The following is a 17,998-nucleotide window of genomic DNA, read 5'->3' on the forward strand; positions in this document are numbered from 1 at the left end:
GTGAAAACGATTTCTTATTCTTTTTTTATTTTGTATGCCCTTTCTTACAGAAGATTCCCTTATTTCAAAATGATGTAGCGTATATTTTTATTCATTGTGTAAAAAAACAATTGACAGAATACTCAATAAAGTTGTAAGATTATAAATGGAAAATAAATGAAGGGGGTGTGCGTAATGATTGTAATCGTAAATGTGATGGGCTTAGCTCTGTTAAATGGCAGAAAACATTCATATCATTACGCAACCCGTGCGGATATATAAGGCATCTTTGTCTTATAAAAAGCGTACGTTGCGTATATCGTAACGTACGCTTTTATGCATTTTTGTGCATATCGTCAAGCGGCGGTATGCTTTTTTTTGTTTTCCACATTACTATATAAAATTTTGGAAGGTGGAAAAATGTGATGAGATTGTATGGATTACGAAATGTAAATGTGATGGATCTGGATAGTGGGTAAAGAAATGGGAGTGAAACGAGAACGAGAAGGGAGAGGTTACATTGTTATCAGTATTACTAAAGTTAAAATGGTTTTTTAAAGAGCATTGGAAGAGATATAGTATCGCCATTGGAGCTCTTTTAATTGTAAATATAGTTGAAGTCATTCCCCCGAAAGTGTTAGGGGTTACGATTGATAATATAAAAACAGGAACGTTAACGAATGCAGCGATTATGCAATTTATTCTTATTTTAATAGGGGTTACGGTAATTGGATATGGTCTTACTTTCGTTTGGCAACATCAATTGTTTGGGGGAGCATTCGTACTGGAGAAGACGATGCGCTCTAAATTTATGGGGCATTTACTTAAGATGACACCGACGTTTTATCATAAAAATCGTACTGGTGATTTAATGGCGAGAGCGACAAATGATTTAAAAGCAATTGCTATGACAGCTGGTTTCGGTATATTAACGCTCGTGGATTCGAGTTTATATATGCTTACGATTGTCTTTATGATGGGATTTACAATTAGTTGGGAGCTTACATTTGCGGCACTTATACCGCTTCCGATTATGGCGTATGCGATGAACATATATGGAAAGAAATTGCATGAGAGATTTACAGTTGCGCAAGATGCGTTCGGAGATATGAATGATAAAGTACTTGAATCGATCGCTGGTGTGCGCGTTATTCGTGCATACGTACAAGAGAACGCGGATCAGGAAAGATTTCATCATTTAGGAGATGACGTATACGAAAAAAATATGAAAGTAGCTAGAATCGATGCATTATTCCAGCCAACTGTGAAAATGCTTGTTGGTCTTAGTTATTTAATTGGTTTAGTGTATGGCGCGTATCTTGTATTTCAATCAAAGGTAACACTTGGTGAACTTGTTTCATTTAACGTGTATTTAGGGATGATGATTTGGCCGATGTTTGCAATTGGCGAATTAATTAATGTTATGCAAAGAGGAAATGCTTCATTAGACCGTGTGAATGAAACGTTAGCGTATGAACCGGATGTAAAGGATCCGAAAAATCCAAAGCTTGTACAAGAGCCGGATTATATTCAGTTCGATGACGTTACCTTTTCATATCCTTCATCAACTGAAACAAATTTAAAAAAGGTTTCATTTACATTAAAACAAGGGGAAACGCTTGGGGTTGTTGGAAAAACAGGAAGCGGAAAAACGACGCTCGTACGCCAGCTTCTTCGTCAATACCCACTTGGAGATGGGGATATTGCAGTCTCTGATGTGACGTTAGATAACATAACGAATGAAAATGTACTCGGATGGATTGGGTATGTACCTCAGGAACATATTTTGTTCTCAAAAACAGCGAGGGAAAATATTTTATTCGGAAACCGAGAAGCGACTGAAGAAGAACTCGAGAAAGCGATTGAAATTGCGGCGTTTACAAAGGATTTAGAGTTTTTACCAGAAGGGTTAGAAACGCTCGTTGGAGAGAAAGGTGTTTCTTTATCGGGAGGGCAAAAACAAAGGATCTCGATTGCGCGAGCTGTTATTCAAAATCCGGAAATATTAATTTTGGACGATTCTTTATCAGCTGTTGATGCTCGTACGGAAGCAGCAATCATTGAAAATATAAGAACAGAAAGAAGCGGAAAGACGACAATTATTACGACGCATCGTTTATCTGCCGTACAACATGCGGATTGGATTCTCGTTATGGATGAAGGTGAAGTAATGGAAGAGGGTACGCATGAACAGCTTATTCAAAGCGGAGGCTGGTATGCGGAGCAGTTTGAAAGACAACAAGGTGAAAGTGAAAGTGCGGATAGTGGGGTGAAAATATGAGTGTTTCAAAACGATTGTTTCAATATGCGATGAAAGTGAAAGGGACGATTTTTGCAGCGATGCTAATGTTATTTATTTTCGTCATCGCAGAGCTTGCTGGTCCTTTCGTCGCGAAAACGATGATTGACGATCATATCGTTGGAATAGAGAAACCGTGGTATGAAACAGAAAAGAGTGAAGAGGCTGTTTCGTATAATGGCACCTTCTATAAGCGAAGTGATCGCTTTGGAGAAGGGGAGAAAAAAGGAAAAGAAGTACGTGTGATGCAAGTTGGTTTTCAATATTATTTTGTACCGAATAAAGTAAATCTGGAAGGGTCACGTACTGTAAAAGATGATATGATTACCGTCCAAAATGGTAAGGCAGTGCAAGTGTATAAAGCGAAATCATTAACGAAAGAAGAAGTGTTTGCGTTTTATAAACCAGAAATAAACCCCCTATTATTACTTGGTGGTGGTTATTTCGCTTTATTAGTAGTTGTCTCATTATTTGCATACGGAAAGCAATTTTTCCTACAGAAGGCAGCGAACAAAATTATTCAAATTATGAGGGAAGATGTCTTTTCTCATATTCAAACGTTGCCGATTCGTTATTTCGATCATTTACCAGCAGGGAAAATTGTATCGCGTGTAACGAATGATACGGAAGCCATTCGTGATTTATACGTAACGGTACTGGCGACATTCGTTTCTAGTATCATTTATATTATTGGGATATTCGCTGCGCTATTTTTACTCGATGTAAAATTGGCGACGTTATGTTTACTTATTATCCCGATTTTAATTGTTTGGGCAATTCTTTATAGAAAGTATGCGTCTGTATACAATCATAAAATGCGCTCACGTTTATCTGATATTAACGGAACAGTGAATGAATCTATTCAAGGGATGCCGATTATTCAAGCGTTTCGTCAAGAGCGTGAAACGAAGAAAGAGTTTGAAGAATTAAATGGCGATTATTTTAAATATCAAAATAAAATTTTGAATTTAAATGCAGCAACTTCTCATAATTTAGTGTCTGTATTAAGAAATATCGCTTTCACAGGTGTGATTTGGTACTTCGGTGGTGCTTCATTAAGTGCTTCAGGCGTCATTTCTCTAGGGATACTGTATGCGTTCGTTGATTATTTAACACGATTGTTCTCGCCAATTACAAATATGGTAAATCAGCTTGCTAACTTAGAACAATCGCGTGTTGCATCAGAACGTGTTTTTGAATTGTTAGAGGAAAAAGGGGAAGCAGTAGAAGAGGAACGTATGCCTCGCTTACAAGGAAATGTAAAGTTTGATAATGTGTCGTTTTCTTATAATGGAAAAGATGAAGTGCTAAAAAATATTTCTTTTGAAGCGAAACAAGGAGAGACAGTGGCACTTGTCGGTCATACTGGATCAGGAAAAAGTTCCATTATGAATGTACTCTTCCAGTTTTACGAGTTTGAAAAAGGGAAGCTTACGATTGATGGTCACGATGTAAAAGAGATGCCGAAACAAGCAACGCGTGAACATATGGGAATCGTACTGCAAGATCCGTTTTTATTTAGCGGGACGGTCGCTTCTAATGTAAGCTTAGAGAATGAAAAAATTTCAGAAGATCGCATCGTAAAAGCATTGCGTGATGTTGGCGCTGAACGGTTTGCAAACAATATAGATGAAGAAATTACGGAGAAAGGAAGCACACTTTCAACCGGAGAACGTCAGCTTATTTCGTTTGCTAGAGCACTCGCTTTTGATCCAGCCATTTTAATTTTAGATGAAGCAACGTCTAGTATTGATACAGAAACAGAGGCGATGATCCAACAAGCGTTAGAAGTTGTGAAAAAAGGAAGAACGACATTTATTATCGCTCACCGTCTTTCAACAATTAAAAGCGCAGATCAAATTATTGTGCTTGATAGAGGAACGATTTTAGAAAAAGGCTCCCATGATGAACTAATGAAAAAGCGCGGGCGTTATTACGATATGTACAAAACGCAAATGGAAGGAAACCAGAGCGCTTAATATGTATGGAGGAGAACTTGTGATTTTCACAAGTTCTTTTTTAGTGAATCAGGGCTGTTAAATAAGAAGTATTGTTTTACCTTTTTCTTTATAAATGCTATATTAAAAAATGTTACTTATTTTTTGTATGTAGCGTTATTTTCCCCTTTTGTTTGATTATGAAGAAAAAGGATAAACTAAATAAGAACATTTTCATTGAAAAATTGTTCAAGATTGCATACAATCAATATAGTTTTTAAATTCCTATCAGAATACTTGGAGGATTACCATTATGAAAAAATTATTTTCAGTACTTGCAGTAACTACATTAGCAATCGGGATTGTAGCGGGCTGCGGTAAAGAAGAGAAAAAAGATACAGCTAATCAAGATGCGTTACAAAAGATAAAACAAAGTGGTGAACTTGTAATTGGAACAGAAGGTACATATCCACCGTTCACATTCCACGATTCAAGTAATAAATTAACTGGATTTGACGTTGAATTAGCAGAGGAAGTTGCAAAACGTTTAGGAGTAAAACCTGTATTTAAAGAAACACAATGGGATAGCTTACTTGCTGGTTTAGATGCAAAACGTTTCGACATGGTTGCGAATGAAGTTGGTATTCGTGAAGATCGTCAAAAGAAATATGACTTCTCTAGCCCATATGTTTCATCTTCAGCGGTATTAGTTATTGCGAAGGATAAAGATAAACCTGCTACATTTGCTGATGTAAAAGGATTAAAAGCAGCACAATCTTTAACAAGTAACTATGCAGATATTGCTAAGAAAAATGGTGCGGAAATCACGAATGTAGAAGGCTTTAGCCAAGCTGCAGAATTATTAAACACTGGCCGTGTTGATTTCACAATTAATGATAAATTATCAGTGTTAAATTATTTAGAAACGAAAAAAGATGCAAAAATTAAAATTGTAGATACAGAAAAAGAAGCGTCACAAAGTGGATTCTTGTTCCGTAAAGGTAGCGACAAGCTAGTACAAGAAGTAAATAAAGCGTTAGAAGATATGAAAAAAGATGGTACGTACGATAAAATAGCGAAAAAATGGTTCGGTGAAAATGTATCTAAGTAGTGCGTTGGTTTCAGATCGATTGTCTACTTGGATAGATATTATGCAGTCTTCCTTCATGCCTATGCTGAAGGAAGCTGTATTTACGACAATTCCATTAACGCTTATTACATTTATTATCGGGATTATACTTGCGACGTTAACAGCGCTTGCACGTATTTCAGGTAGTCGTATTTTACAATGGATTGCTCGTATCTATGTATCTATCATTCGCGGAACGCCACTTCTTGTACAGTTATTTATTATTTTCTATGGTCTTCCAACTCTTAATATTGAAGTTGAGCCATATACAGCAGCAGTTATTGGATTTTCGTTAAATGTTGGTGCGTATGCATCTGAAATTATTCGTGCTTCTATCCTTTCAATCCCGAAAGGACAGTGGGAAGCAGCTTACACAATTGGGATGACATACCCGCAAGCATTAAAACGTGTTATTTTACCGCAGGCAACGCGAGTATCTATTCCGCCGCTCTCGAATACATTTATTAGTTTAGTGAAGGATACTTCATTAGCATCATTAATTTTAGTAACAGAAATGTTCCGAAAAGCGCAGGAAATTGCGGCAATGAACTATGAGTTTTTAATTGTTTATTTCGAAGCAGGTCTAATTTATTGGGCAATTTGCTTCTTATTATCTATTGTGCAACAAATATTAGAAAAACGTTCAGAACGTTACACTCTAAAATAACCCTTTCATAAAAGGAGTTTTTGTTTTTATGATTTCAATTCAACATTTACAAAAAAGTTTCGGAGATAATACCGTACTAAAACATATAGATTTATCAGTTGAGAAGGGGGAAGTTGTTGTTATTATCGGCCCATCTGGATCTGGTAAAACGACATTCCTGCGTTGTCTCAACGTGTTAGAAACGCCGAACGCTGGTAATATTCGCATCGGTAATAAAGAGCTCGACTTCTCTCAAAAAGTATCGAAGAAAGATATTGTCAATCTTCGTACGCAAACAGGTATGGTGTTCCAGCACCATAATCTATTTCCGCATTTAACAGCACTTCAAAATGTAATGGAAGGGCTCGTTACAGTGAAAAAGATGGGGAAAGAAGAAGCGAAGAAAAAAGCAAACTATTTCCTTGAAAAAGTTGGTCTTGCGGATAAAGTAGACTTATATCCGTTCCAATTATCAGGCGGACAACAACAGCGCGTTGGAATTGCTCGCGCGCTTGCGATGGAGCCGGAAGTGTTACTATTTGATGAGCCGACGTCAGCACTTGATCCTGAACTCGTTCAAGAAGTTCTGAAAGTAATGAAAGAACTTGCTAAAGAAGGCATGACGATGGTCATTGTAACGCATGAAATGCGTTTTGCGCATCAAATTGCAAACCGCGTTATTTTCATGGATGGCGGTGTCGTTGTCGAACAAGGTACACCAGAAGATGTATTTACAAATCCAAAAGAAGAACGCACGAAGAAGTTTTTACAAATGTTGCAGTAAATGAAGGAAGGTCTCAAGGCATATGCCTTGAGACCTTTTTGCCATATATATTTATTTTTGGAATCCGCCAAGGCTTTGCTCAGCCATTGCAACTAGACGTTTTGTAATTTCTCCACCAACAGAACCGTTAGCACGAGCCGTAGAATCTGCTCCTAATTGTACACCAAATTCTTGAGCGATTTCGTACTTCATTTGGTCGATTGCAGCTGTTGCTCCTGGTACTACTAATTGATTTGAAGAATTTTGGTTTGCCATAGGAATATATCCTCCTTAGAGTTATAAAAATTTTTTTTGGTTGGACTAGCTGGATTTGAACCAGATTATCGCCCCGTTTGGCGCTAATCCATCGGTAATTAAGTTTGTACTCATAGTATGGATGTTACCTAGAAAGATATACGAAATAATAATTTGTAAATTTTGTAAAAAAATCTTAGTGATTTCGTAAATTATGAAATAAGAGTAATCGTTGTATTTTTTAGAAAGAAGGCTAAACTAAGAGCGATATGAAATATGTTTTTCTTTTTGTATCCCGCTATTGTGGGGCAAATCATTAACTTCTTATTTATGACTTACTAAAATTAAATCGGTAGCAACTTTATAGTTCTATTTTAAGTAGGGGGGACAGGACGCTCCTATGCACGGCTAGATGCTCTCTTCAATCTGCTTGTAAATGATAACGTATGGAGGAATCGTGATGGGAATTTGCCCGCTTTGCAACGCATTAGAATCACAAACATATTCTTGTCAAAATTGCCAAGGTATACTCCAAGATTATGGAAAAACTGTAGATTACATAGACGATTATAGTGCGTATATGGACCAAGAATTATTGAGTGCAGTAGATGGATTAACACATAATAATTCAAATGAATACTGCAATCATATTTTTTATTGCGGAGTATGTAACGTGGAAACAGAGGTTGTAGTGAAATTTGTGTAAATAGAAAACTTCCACCTTATGAATGAGGTGGAAGTTTTTGTTTTTGTATTTGTGAGTGAATCATAGGGGATGGGATATGTTCGGTGTTTGTTGGAGTTCCGGACTTTATTTGAGACATTTTTTCTTTTGCATCGCGTAAAGAATGTTCAGTTAAGTAGATGGCATATTCGTAAAATAATTGGCGCGTCAGTTCACTTTGTTCTTTTAACTTTTCATCTTGGAATACAGTTCGCCCAGGTTTAGAGTTTGCTTCAAAGAGCCACGGGTTTTCTTGCGTGTCTAAACCGATATCAAAACCAATTTCTCCAATATTTCCGGTTACTTGTTCATCGAGCGCGTAACTGATTTGTAAGGCTGTATGTTTTAATTTATTTTCAATTTGAACTTGTTTCGTTGAATCTGGAAAAAGTTCTTGCAGTAATTTTGTATCGCCACCGCTATTTACATGCGTTGTTAAGCTACCTTTGCCAGCAATTTTTGCAACGATTGCACTGACCATCCATTGGCCGAAATGATTTTTATTTGTATGAATGCGAAAATCAACAGGTTGCCCATCGAAGCGAAGTAAGGAAATACCTTGTTGTACGATAAACTTTTTTAAATCATGTCCTTTTAACACATGGTTCAGAAGCGTTTCTAATGATTGGTACTTTCTTAGTTTATTTTCTTCATTTTCGCGATAACGACAGTAGTAGCAATTCTCTGTTTGAGAGTAAAATATTTGATGAATGTTTCTCCCGAAGCTACCGTGTATCGGTTTCATGTAAACAGATTTATACGTGCCAAGAAAGCGTTCTACTTGTTCGAAATGTTGAAAAGCTTCCGTGTTTGGTAATAAGGGAGTAATGGATTCATCTTTCATAAGAAGTTGATGCACTTCCCATTTATTGAAAAAACCTGGGTTAAACCACGGAATGGAATAGTCATGCTCTAATTTTCTTTTTGCTCTTACGATCGGTTTATAATTTTCGGCTTTCCGATTTGGTAATCGATCATAAATGACATTCGGTAAAGGGACTTTTTTCTTAATCCACTGTTCCTCTTGAAAGAAATAACCTTCAATTGTTTCGTCTGCCCAGTTTATATGTTGCACACCAAAAACAAATACAAATGGTCGCAAGGTGAATGGTGGCGTTAGTAACTCGCTGAGAGAAGTTGAACGGTTTCCTAAAGGATTAGAAGAGTCATCGTTAAAACCAGTTGTGAAAATCCCGATTAATGGTCCGAAAATAATGGTTTCATTTTGCGTGAATGCATGGATAGTAGTGGAATGAGGAAGTAAAAGTTTCTCTGCAATTTGTTTTCCGATAATGATTTCGCGAGTAAAGGAATAATGAATTTTCACCTCTTCACTTGCAACATGGCGTACGCCGAAGGAAAGAGATGCAATTGGTGGTGTAATGGAAAAAATGTAAGGTAAAGTAATACTATTTGGATGCTCATTTGAAATGTTTAATGTATATATGTGCTCTTTCAAAATGGTGTTACCTCCTTTCATTATGGTGTGAAGCGACTAAACTTTAGTGGTCCGTGATATATTTTTTCGGCTAGTGCATCACTATGACGAATGTAATGTTCGTACGGGGGAATCGTGTTGACATACATAAGCCAAATTGCCCCTTTTTGATCCATAATAGTGGAAAGCTCTAGCTCGAATAACGAAGAATAAGATTCATCTAATGTTTGAAACACTTCATTGATAATGTCATGTAAAGCGTCTTGTAATAATTGTACACCGGTACTAGATAGTACGTATTTAATTTTTGAAAATGAATGCAGCGAGGAATCATCCGTTGCCGAAAGTAAAAGTTGATTCGGAAATGAGCTTTTTTGTATAAATTGGCCGATAGCAGTCCACTTCTGTTCTTTATTTTTTTGCAAAATGGTTCGAATATGGAGCGGGTATGTTAATTGATTTGGTGGTTGCAGCATTGTATGGGTGATGTAACGTGCTGATCGTATGTTAGATTTGTACCAAGATATAAATTCATCTGTCCGTTTGATTGGAGTAGAAGTATGATAGTCACCATTTATCGTATCGATATGAAACGTTTTGTTTTTATAAGTGATCCGGTACAGACTTTCATTGGAATGTGTGTTAGTAGGCCGTATAATAATATCTTTTGTTTTTAATAACAGTTTGAAAATGTTTTGTATCGTTGCTATTTCAAATTTTGGTATATAAGGAGATAATTTTTTATTCGTGAGAAATAAATCATGAAGTTCGCTTAAGTCAATGAGTGTGTTATTTAAAAAGGTAGTGGTAGGACGGTTGTGTAATGAGTGAATAATTGATTTTGCTTTGTTGAAGTCTGTTTCCTCGTTAAAAGAAGAACGATCGTAAATATAAGAAGGAATAGGGAATATTTGCTCTTTCCATTTTCCTGTATCTGTATCATAAATAAGACCAGAGACAAGGTCCGTTTTAGGATCAATACCAAATGGCGTAAACTGGGCCACGACATTATGATAAAGCCGAGCGCGTTTAGCGATTTCGGTGTAATACATTTGCTCATAATGAGGGTGAGAAGTTAAAATACCGAGAACCAACGAAATCACTCCTTTACTAACAAAATGTTGGCATAATAGGCATAGCTATATATTGCAAATACGTTTTTATACCATTATACTTTTGTCCGTATGATGATATGCTATAGTTTTGGAGAAGCGAAAGGTTGATTGTAATGAATATATGGTTAAGTATGTTAACGACGACAGGGCTCGGAGCGATTATTGGAGGATTTACAAATCATTTAGCGATAAAAATGTTATTTCGTCCTCATCGCCCTATTTATATTGGAAAATTTCAAGTTCCATTTACACCAGGGTTAATTCCGAAGCGCCGCGATGAACTTGCTGTTCAATTAGGGAAAATGGTTGTCGAACATTTGTTAACGCCAGAAGGAATCGGAAAGAAATTAACAAATGAAGAGTTTCAAAAAGGTTTAATTCAATGGACACAAGTAGAAGTGGATAAAGTAATTACGAATGAACAGTCGTTACGACATATGTTAGAAAAATGGAATGTAGTACATGTAGAAAAAGAGGCGACCGGGAAAATCGAACATGTGATTACAGAAAAAATAGAGGCATTTTTAGCAGAGTATTATACATATACATGGGAACAGGTTTTACCTCATTCTGTTCATGAAAAAATAGAGAATACAATCCCAAATGTCTCGGCATTTATTTTAGAGCGAGGAATTAGTTTCTTTGAGAGTGAAGAAGGGAAAGCACGTCTTTCAAAAATGATTGATGATTTCTTTGCTTCTAGGGGAACGCTACTTAACTTAGTCGGAATGTTTTTAGGGAATGTAAGTGTAGTGGATCGTGTGCAGCCAGAAGTCATTAAGTTTTTAGGGCAAGATGGAACAAAGCAGCTTTTAACTGACGTACTGCAAAAAGAGTGGGAAAAGTTAAAAGGAAGAGATGTAAAAGAATTAGAAACGTTTGTAGAAAAAGAAATGATTGTAAGCTCCATATTGTCAGCAGTTAAAGTGGAGGAAACAGTGAGTAAGTTTTTAAATCAATCTGTGCAGCAAGTATGTGAGCCAGTTCGAGAAACAATCAAGGAAAAGCTAGTCCCAAGTGCTGTAACGAAAGGCTTAAAGTGGGGGACAGAAAACGTAGAAAGTATATTAAACAATCTCCACCTTGCGGAAATTGTCCAACAAGAAGTGTCTACATTTTCAACAGAGCGACTAGAAGATTTAGTGCTGTCCATTACAAGAAATGAGCTGAAAATGATTACGTATTTAGGTGCCTTATTAGGCGGAATGATTGGACTCGTGCAAGGGCTATTACTGTTGTTCCTTATGTAGTAAAGATAAGTACATAGAAATAAAAGTGAAATTTCTTCACATCTCTTGCATAGTTTGATATGGTAAGAAGAGGTGCGTATGTAAATGCACTTAAAAGGCGGTGCGCATGATAAGCGCTAGCCTTCTAAAGGAGGAAAAATAAAATGACAAAAAACATTCATGATGTTGCATATGAATTACAAAAAGCAATCGCTGAAAACGAAGATTTCCAAACATTAAAAGCAAGCTACGCAGCAGTACAAGGTGATGCAAATTCAAAGAACTTATTCGATGAGTTCCGCACAATGCAACTTGGCCTACAACAAAAAATGATGCAAGGTCAAGAAATCACTGAAGAAGATAACCAAAAAGCACAAGAAGTTGTAGCTCGCATTCAACAAGATGCTAAAATCACAAAGTTAATGGAAACTGAGCAACGCCTAAACATCGTTATCACTGACGTTAACAAAATTATCATGCAGCCACTTGAAGAATTATATAACGCGCAACAACAAGCGTAATAGTGGAAGACGCCCTTGTATAGGGGCGTCTTTTTTGTTTGTTATTTGTGGAAATACTCCGTCTTAATATTCTTTTCCTTCAAAAATGTTTCAATTTCTTTTTGCTTCCTACCATTCACTTTCTCAAAGCGTTTTGTAAAAGAAAAATCAGTTTTGAATAAGTTACCATCTTGCGCGAGTTTGTCTAATTCTTGCTCTAGCTCTACTGAAAGTGCCGTAGACGCTGAAATGTAATCATGAATTTCCTTCGAAGGCTGTTTGTAATCATCAGGAATCGTATTGTTACTAATAAAATTAAGGAAATTCGCATCGTTTTGTTGCGCTAAATCTACTAGTTGTTTTAATTTCTTCCGATCGGATTCCGTGACTTCCTCGTCAGACATGGCTGATGAAAGTGGAACGATGTTTTCGTCTAACTCTCCGCTATAATTTAAATACGTTTTTATATTTTGTTTCATTTCGTCTTCGTTAATCGTTTCATTCTTTTTTGAGGAAGTGAATATAGTTTCTGGAATTTTTATCGTTACATCTTTAATAGATTGCACATCGTTTTCTTCCTTATGTTGTGCACTGTTTGAACAAGCTGATAGAAATAAAATTGTAAGTAACATGAGTAGATATAAAGTATACTTCTTCATTTTAATCTCCTTTTATATTCATTATTATCTTTGTAAAATAGCTATATTCCATTTCAAATACTTTACTAAAGTTGCGTATAGATGTTTCACCATTTGGTAACATATGACGGATATGAGTAAACCGCTGCAAAAAGCGATGAACACATTGTAAACATCGGAATAACTGATTTGATGAAACCCTTTAAAAAATCCTAACCCTATTAATAAAATAGGTGAAATGATTAATAGTGGAGTAGCAATGATAAGTGCTAGAAGAATCGGTAATAAAAAGAGTAGTACGAAAAAGGCGATAATGATAAAGGTAAAGTTTAAAACACTTAAGCTCATAACAGAAAATAGTGCGGTTATCATATTTTTGAAGCTTCGTTTCTTGTCAGCATTGCTTATTGCATAGGAAACATTAAGTTCTTTCGCGATCGTTTTGGGGTTTCCTAGTTTTCTAGCAATTTCTTCTTCACATTTCCCATCCTGTTTACCACTGATAAAATGAGTTTCATACTCTGAAATAATATCTTTCTTTTCTGCATTAGGCATATTCCGCAGGGAAGAATTAAGTTGTTCCAAAAATTCATTTTTGTTCATAACAATCACTTTCCTTTATAGAATGATGGATTAAAGTTGAGAATGCTATATTTTGAAAGGGGGATACGAATTACAAAGTGTGTTCCAATTAATGGGTATTCCAATATTTACAAATATATCATTTACTAGTCTTCTTTGCAAGGTACTGTTATGTTTTTAATACTGTGCCAAGATGGAAGTTTTTTGTACATTTTTAGAGAAGTTTTAAAAATATTATTTTAGGATAAATAAAGGGTTGTAAGCGCATTCCTTTGCGATTGTCAAAATAATGTTAAATTCATATTGTTGGAAAAATAATGCATTTGTAATATAATGATAAATAATACTTCACCACGTTAATTAACTAGGTGAAATTAAAAATCTTTATTACACACATTATGAAATAAAGGGATGATTAGTTTGAGTACAGGTGTAAAAGCAAACGACGTGAAGACAAAAACAAAAGGAGCAGATCTTGTTGTTGATTGTTTAATTAAACAAGGTGTTACACATGTTTTCGGTATTCCAGGAGCGAAGATTGACTCTGTATTTGATGTACTGCAAGAAAGAGGACCAGAGTTAATTGTTTGTCGTCATGAACAAAACGCAGCATTTATGGCAGCTGCTATTGGTAGATTAACAGGGAAACCGGGCGTATGTCTTGTAACTTCAGGACCAGGGACATCGAATTTAGCGACAGGTCTTGTTACTGCGAATGCGGAGAGTGATCCCGTTGTTGCTTTAGCTGGTGCAGTTCCACGTACGGATCGATTAAAACGTACGCATCAATCTATGGATAATGCTGCACTATTCGAACCAATCACAAAATATAGCGTAGAAGTAGAGCATCCTGATAATGTGCCAGAAGCACTATCAAATGCATTCCGAAGTGCGACTTCCACTAATCCAGGAGCTACTTTAGTAAGTCTGCCGCAAGACGTTATGACAGCTGAAACGACTGTAGAGTCTATCGGTGCGCTTTCTAAGCCACAGCTTGGAATCGCTCCCACACATGAAATTACATATGTAGTAGAAAAAATAAAATCGGCGAAATTACCAGTTATTTTACTCGGTATGAGAGCGAGCACAAATGAAGTGACGAAAGCCGTTCGTGAATTAATTGCGGATACAGAACTTCCTGTCGTTGAAACATATCAAGCAGCTGGTGCAATTTCGCGTGAGTTAGAAGATCATTTCTTTGGCCGCGTTGGATTATTCCGTAACCAACCAGGTGATATTTTACTAGAAGAAGCAGACCTTGTTATTTCGATCGGTTATGACCCAATTGAGTATGATCCGAAATTCTGGAATAAACTTGGAGACAGAACGATTATCCATCTTGATGACCATCAAGCAGATATCGACCATGATTACCAACCAGAGCGCGAATTAATTGGCGATATCGCTTTAACTGTAAATAGCATTGCAGAAAAATTACCGAAACTTGTATTAAGTTCGAAATCAGAAGCAGTGTTAGAACGATTACGTGCGAAATTATCAGAACAAGCAGAAGTTCCAAACCGTGCTTCAGAAGGTGTTACGCATCCGCTTCAAGTGATTCGTACACTTCGTTCTTTAATTAGTGACGATACAACCGTTACATGTGACATCGGTTCACATTCTATTTGGATGGCAAGATGTTTCCGTTCTTATGAACCACGTAGATTATTATTTAGTAACGGTATGCAAACGTTAGGTGTTGCACTTCCTTGGGCAATTGCTGCTACTTTAGTTGAACCGGGCAAGAAAGTTGTTTCCGTGTCAGGTGATGGTGGTTTCTTATTCTCTTCGATGGAATTAGAAACAGCGGTACGCTTAAACGCACCGATCGTACATCTTGTATGGAGAGATGGTACATATGATATGGTTGCGTTCCAACAAATGATGAAATACGGTAGAACATCAGCTACAGAGTTTGGCGATGTCGATCTTGTGAAATATGCAGAAAGTTTCGGTGCAAAGGGTCTTCGTGTTAACACGCCTGATGAATTAGAAGGTGTATTAAAAGAAGCATTAGCAGCAGACGGTCCTGTCATTATTGATGTTCCAATTGACTACCGTGACAACATTAAATTAAGCGGAAAATTATTACCAAACCAATTAAACTAATGGAGGCATGATTGAGATGACTGTTGCACAACTCATTGATATTGATGCAAAAAGAACGAAAATGAGTAATGAAGTATATCAAACATCTACAATGCTTGCGCTATTAGATGGTATATATGATGGTGTAATTAGCTTTGAGGAATTGAAAGAACGTGGTGATTTCGGCATCGGTACATTTGATCAATTAGATGGTGAAATGATTGCATTCGATAACGAATTTTATCATTTACGTTCAGACGGTTCAGCAGAAAAAGTAGAACCGGAAGAAACGACACCGTTTGCGACTGTAACGTTTTTCGAAAAAGAAATGAGTTATACGGTAGAGCGTCCGATGAATCGTGAAGAAGTTGAGGCATTATTACATGAATTAATGCCAAGTAAAAACTTATTTTACGCTATTCGAATGGACGGTACGTTCCGTGAAGTAAGAACGAGAACTGTTCCAAGACAAGAAAAACCGTATACACCGCTCGTTGAAGTGACGAAATCACAACCAATCTTTTCATTTAAACATACAGAAGGTACGCTTGCTGGATTTTGGACACCAGATTACGCGCAAGGTATTGGTGTAGCGGGTTTCCACTTACATTATATTGATGATGAAAGAAGCGGGGGAGGACATGTTTTCGATTATATTGTTGAAAGCTGTACGATCCAAATTTGTCAAAAAGCTCATATGCATTTAGCACTTCCAGAAACAGCTGATTTTATGGCGGCTGAATTATCTAGAGAAAACTTAGAGGATAATATTGCGACTGCGGAAGGTGCAGAGTAAAAGGGAGAGACTGTTCCATTGTGGAACAGTCTTCTTTTATTAATATTTCTTGTTGATATCGTTTATTTCTTTGAAACGAACGGATGCCCCTCATAATAAAAACGCCACGGATAATGTACAGCTTCTTCTGCATAGTCGATGTTAATACGAGGTCCTGCTGTTATTTTATATTGTGATGATATGTGTTCTTCTTCTGGGACGAGTTCAATATGTAATGTGTCGCTTTGTAAGGATACGCCTCGTTCTTCTAAAGTAATTCCGAGGGCACGGCATAGTTTGCCAGGGCCGTTCGTTAAATTTTTATACTGCGCTTTTGTAATGTCGGTTTTATTGTATCGTGCAAGTTTTATTTCTTCAATCCCGTCTACTGGCTCAAGGGCTCGAATGAGAACACCTTGTGGGGTGCCAACTGGCGCTGTAATGACGTTAAAACAATGATACATACCATAAATTAAATATACGTAAGCATGCCCCGGTGCGCCAAACATGACTTCTGTGCGATCTGTTCGTCTGCCGCCGTAACTATGTGCGGCTTTATCATCGGGCCCCTTATATGCTTCTACTTCTACAATGATTCCGCTTCGTTTTATTCCATCTACAGTATGTACAAGTTTTTGTCCGAGTAATTTCTTTGCGACTTCTAACGTATCGCCTTCATAAAAGGAAGGTGGTGCTTGCATTGTACTATCTCCTTTACTGAGTGTATATGTATATAGTAAACCAAATTTTCAGTAGTAATTCTAACTCGTTCTATTTGCTACATTTATTTCATAAATTATGGATAGAGTACAACAGCGAAGAGGGGGAGTGCGACATGATTTATCGCTTACTAGCTCTTAATATAGATGGGACACTACTATACAACAACGGAAAAATTGCAAAAGGATTACGAGAAACAATTGAATTTGTGAAAAGAAAAGATGTATACGTTACATTATTTACGAGCCGTAATTTTCAGTCTGCTCATAAAGTTGCAAAGGCGTTAAAATTAGATTCTATCCTAGTGACACACGGTGGTGCTTTCGTTTCAGCAACGTTAGATAAGCCGTACGTTCAAAGAAGATTATCGGAAGAGAAGACGTTTAACATTGTGCAAGTATTAGAGCACTTTGATTGTAACATCCGCATTTCTCATGAACGGTTTTCAATCGGAAATCGGGAGAGGAATACACCAAACTTAATTGCGCGTACTGTATTATCAAGTGCAGATCCGTTATTTTATCCAGTTCAATTTGTAGACTCATTAGGTGATGCGCTTCGTGATCATCCAGTAGCGGCTCCGAAAATTGATGTAATTTTCCAAAGTAAAGGTGAAAGAGAACGAGGGTTAAATACATTACGAAAAGCATTCCAAGATATAGAGTATATTGAGTGTGATTCAAAACGAATAGAAATTTTGCCGCAAAATGTATCAAAATTACGCGGATTACAATTGCTTGGAGAGCATTTAAATATTTCGCTAAACGAAATGGTTGCGATTGGAGATAGTTTAGAAGATCTAGAAGTAATTGAAAATGTAGGGCTTGGTGTAGCGATGGGGAACTCGCCTGTAGAATTAAAGCAAGCAGCAGACTGGATTACACGTTCAAATAGTGAGAACGGTGTAGAGTATATGATTAAAGAACATTTCCGTAAGCAATTCCCGCTTCCGTTTTTGAAAAATCATAAAAATACACCGAAACGATGAAAGAAAAACGTAGCTTTTTGGCTACGTTTTTTTATTGGTTTTATTCGAAAGATGAAAACGTTTTACTAGATAAATTGTGTCTGAAGTTCATACAATTTACTTGAATCCTTTAGAAAACTGTTGTAAAGTGGGTGATGTTGCCAAAATAGTTACACCACATGAAATATTCTTCAGATTAATTTTGTTGAGCTCC

Annotated in this window: 17 protein-coding genes; 11 read left to right on the forward strand and 6 right to left on the reverse strand. The window is 36.7% G+C overall.

Annotated elements, in window-relative coordinates; translation table 11 throughout:
* The first annotated feature begins 499 nt into the window (after positions 1-499).
* The 5 genes from RBB48_RS08410 (at position 500) to RBB48_RS08430 (ending at position 6,774) form a co-directional block, all read left to right on the forward strand.
* Positions 500-2,260, forward strand: coding sequence for an ABC transporter ATP-binding protein (locus RBB48_RS08410; RefSeq protein WP_306007525.1), 1,761 nt, complete (start codon positions 500-502; stop codon positions 2,258-2,260).
* Positions 2,257-4,257 carry an ABC transporter ATP-binding protein gene (locus tag RBB48_RS08415; RefSeq protein ID WP_088062097.1) on the forward strand — a complete coding sequence of 667 codons (2,001 nt, stop codon included), beginning with the start codon at positions 2,257-2,259 and terminating at the stop codon, positions 4,255-4,257. Before RBB48_RS08410 ends, RBB48_RS08415 begins: the two co-directional genes overlap by 4 nt.
* Before the next feature lie 271 nt (positions 4,258-4,528).
* On the forward strand, positions 4,529-5,326 hold the full coding sequence (locus RBB48_RS08420; RefSeq protein ID WP_000732834.1) for an amino acid ABC transporter substrate-binding protein: 798 nt from the start codon (positions 4,529-4,531) through the stop codon (positions 5,324-5,326).
* Positions 5,313-6,011: an amino acid ABC transporter permease gene (locus RBB48_RS08425; protein ID WP_033657688.1), complete on the forward strand. Its 699-nt coding sequence runs from the start codon at positions 5,313-5,315 to the stop codon at positions 6,009-6,011. The genes RBB48_RS08420 and RBB48_RS08425 overlap by 14 nt, the downstream gene beginning before the upstream one ends.
* A 28-nt stretch (positions 6,012-6,039) precedes the next feature.
* Positions 6,040-6,774, forward strand: a complete 735-nt coding sequence (locus RBB48_RS08430) for an amino acid ABC transporter ATP-binding protein (RefSeq protein ID WP_000623593.1) — start codon at positions 6,040-6,042, stop codon at positions 6,772-6,774.
* 51 nt (positions 6,775-6,825) lie between these two features.
* On the opposite strand, the gene sasP is transcribed toward RBB48_RS08430, so the two are convergent.
* On the reverse strand, positions 6,826-7,029 hold the full coding sequence (gene sasP / locus RBB48_RS08435) for a small acid-soluble spore protein, SasP family (RefSeq protein WP_000013339.1): 204 nt from the start codon (positions 7,027-7,029) through the stop codon (positions 6,826-6,828).
* A gap of 439 nt (positions 7,030-7,468) precedes the next feature.
* Between sasP and RBB48_RS08440 the strand changes: the two genes are divergently transcribed.
* Positions 7,469-7,714, forward strand: coding sequence for a hypothetical protein (locus RBB48_RS08440; RefSeq protein ID WP_088062099.1), 246 nt, complete (start codon positions 7,469-7,471; stop codon positions 7,712-7,714).
* A 16-nt stretch (positions 7,715-7,730) separates the two neighbouring features.
* Here the strand turns inward: RBB48_RS08440 and RBB48_RS08445 are convergent, their stop codons facing one another.
* Both RBB48_RS08445 and RBB48_RS08450 read right to left on the reverse strand, forming a co-directional pair.
* Positions 7,731-9,191 carry a YheC/YheD family endospore coat-associated protein gene (locus tag RBB48_RS08445; RefSeq protein ID WP_088062101.1) on the reverse strand — a complete coding sequence of 487 codons (1,461 nt, stop codon included), beginning with the start codon at positions 9,189-9,191 and terminating at the stop codon, positions 7,731-7,733.
* 20 nt (positions 9,192-9,211) lie between these two features.
* Positions 9,212-10,264 carry a YheC/YheD family protein gene (locus RBB48_RS08450; protein ID WP_088062103.1) on the reverse strand — a complete coding sequence of 351 codons (1,053 nt, stop codon included), beginning with the start codon at positions 10,262-10,264 and terminating at the stop codon, positions 9,212-9,214.
* Positions 10,265-10,398: 134 nt separating this feature from the next.
* On the opposite strand from RBB48_RS08450, the gene RBB48_RS08455 reads away from it, so the two are divergent.
* Both RBB48_RS08455 and RBB48_RS08460 read left to right on the forward strand, forming a co-directional pair.
* A complete protein-coding gene (locus RBB48_RS08455; RefSeq protein ID WP_141542748.1) occupies positions 10,399-11,535 on the forward strand; it encodes a DUF445 domain-containing protein in 1,137 nt (378 codons plus the stop codon).
* A 143-nt stretch (positions 11,536-11,678) separates the two neighbouring features.
* Entirely contained in the window at positions 11,679-12,035 is a 357-nt protein-coding gene (locus tag RBB48_RS08460) for a YlbF/YmcA family competence regulator (RefSeq protein ID WP_048545636.1), read from the forward strand.
* A 41-nt stretch (positions 12,036-12,076) separates the two neighbouring features.
* On the opposite strand, the gene RBB48_RS08465 is transcribed toward RBB48_RS08460, so the two are convergent.
* Positions 12,077-12,673 (reverse strand): NDxxF motif lipoprotein, encoded by a 597-nt coding sequence (locus tag RBB48_RS08465; RefSeq protein WP_306007526.1) that lies wholly within the window; start codon positions 12,671-12,673, stop codon positions 12,077-12,079.
* Between the two features lie 24 nt (positions 12,674-12,697).
* Positions 12,698-13,255, reverse strand: coding sequence for an HAAS signaling domain-containing protein (locus RBB48_RS08470; RefSeq protein ID WP_199694994.1), 558 nt, complete (start codon positions 13,253-13,255; stop codon positions 12,698-12,700).
* Positions 13,256-13,654: 399 nt separating this feature from the next.
* Between RBB48_RS08470 and alsS the strand changes: the two genes are divergently transcribed.
* Together alsS and alsD are read left to right on the forward strand one after the other, a co-directional pair.
* Positions 13,655-15,343 carry an acetolactate synthase AlsS gene (alsS, locus tag RBB48_RS08475; protein WP_306007527.1) on the forward strand — a complete coding sequence of 563 codons (1,689 nt, stop codon included), beginning with the start codon at positions 13,655-13,657 and terminating at the stop codon, positions 15,341-15,343.
* Positions 15,344-15,359: 16 nt separating this feature from the next.
* A complete protein-coding gene (alsD, locus tag RBB48_RS08480; RefSeq protein ID WP_306007528.1) occupies positions 15,360-16,118 on the forward strand; it encodes an alpha-acetolactate decarboxylase in 759 nt (252 codons plus the stop codon).
* A 62-nt stretch (positions 16,119-16,180) separates the two neighbouring features.
* On the opposite strand, the gene RBB48_RS08485 is transcribed toward alsD, so the two are convergent.
* Complete coding sequence (locus RBB48_RS08485) at positions 16,181-16,798, reverse strand: DNA-3-methyladenine glycosylase (protein ID WP_098082645.1); 618 nt, start codon at positions 16,796-16,798, stop codon at positions 16,181-16,183.
* A 134-nt stretch (positions 16,799-16,932) separates the two neighbouring features.
* On the opposite strand from RBB48_RS08485, the gene RBB48_RS08490 reads away from it, so the two are divergent.
* Positions 16,933-17,805 (forward strand): Cof-type HAD-IIB family hydrolase, encoded by an 873-nt coding sequence (locus RBB48_RS08490; RefSeq protein WP_306007529.1) that lies wholly within the window; start codon positions 16,933-16,935, stop codon positions 17,803-17,805.
* The last annotated feature ends 193 nt before the right edge of the window (positions 17,806-17,998 follow it).

The organism is Bacillus sp. MMSF_3353 (assembly GCF_030733445.1).
GTDB classification, from domain to species: Bacteria; Bacillota; Bacilli; order Bacillales; family Bacillaceae_G; genus Bacillus_A; species Bacillus_A wiedmannii.

Coding starts and splice junctions, on each gene's coding strand:
- RBB48_RS08415 (WP_088062097.1), top strand. CDS start 2,257: ATGAGTGTTTCAAAACGATTGTTTCAATATGCGATGAAAGTGAAAGGG.
- RBB48_RS08465 (WP_306007526.1), bottom strand. CDS start 12,673: ATGAAGAAGTATACTTTATATCTACTCATGTTACTTACAATTTTATTT.
- RBB48_RS08420 (WP_000732834.1), top strand. CDS start 4,529: ATGAAAAAATTATTTTCAGTACTTGCAGTAACTACATTAGCAATCGGG.
- RBB48_RS08460 (WP_048545636.1), top strand. CDS start 11,679: ATGACAAAAAACATTCATGATGTTGCATATGAATTACAAAAAGCAATC.
- RBB48_RS08490 (WP_306007529.1), top strand. CDS start 16,933: ATGATTTATCGCTTACTAGCTCTTAATATAGATGGGACACTACTATAC.
- RBB48_RS08425 (WP_033657688.1), top strand. CDS start 5,313: ATGTATCTAAGTAGTGCGTTGGTTTCAGATCGATTGTCTACTTGGATA.
- RBB48_RS08485 (WP_098082645.1), bottom strand. CDS start 16,798: ATGCAAGCACCACCTTCCTTTTATGAAGGCGATACGTTAGAAGTCGCA.
- RBB48_RS08455 (WP_141542748.1), top strand. CDS start 10,399: ATGAATATATGGTTAAGTATGTTAACGACGACAGGGCTCGGAGCGATT.
- sasP (WP_000013339.1), bottom strand. CDS start 7,029: ATGGCAAACCAAAATTCTTCAAATCAATTAGTAGTACCAGGAGCAACA.
- RBB48_RS08430 (WP_000623593.1), top strand. CDS start 6,040: ATGATTTCAATTCAACATTTACAAAAAAGTTTCGGAGATAATACCGTA.
- alsD (WP_306007528.1), top strand. CDS start 15,360: ATGACTGTTGCACAACTCATTGATATTGATGCAAAAAGAACGAAAATG.
- RBB48_RS08470 (WP_199694994.1), bottom strand. CDS start 13,255: ATGAACAAAAATGAATTTTTGGAACAACTTAATTCTTCCCTGCGGAAT.
- RBB48_RS08440 (WP_088062099.1), top strand. CDS start 7,469: ATGGGAATTTGCCCGCTTTGCAACGCATTAGAATCACAAACATATTCT.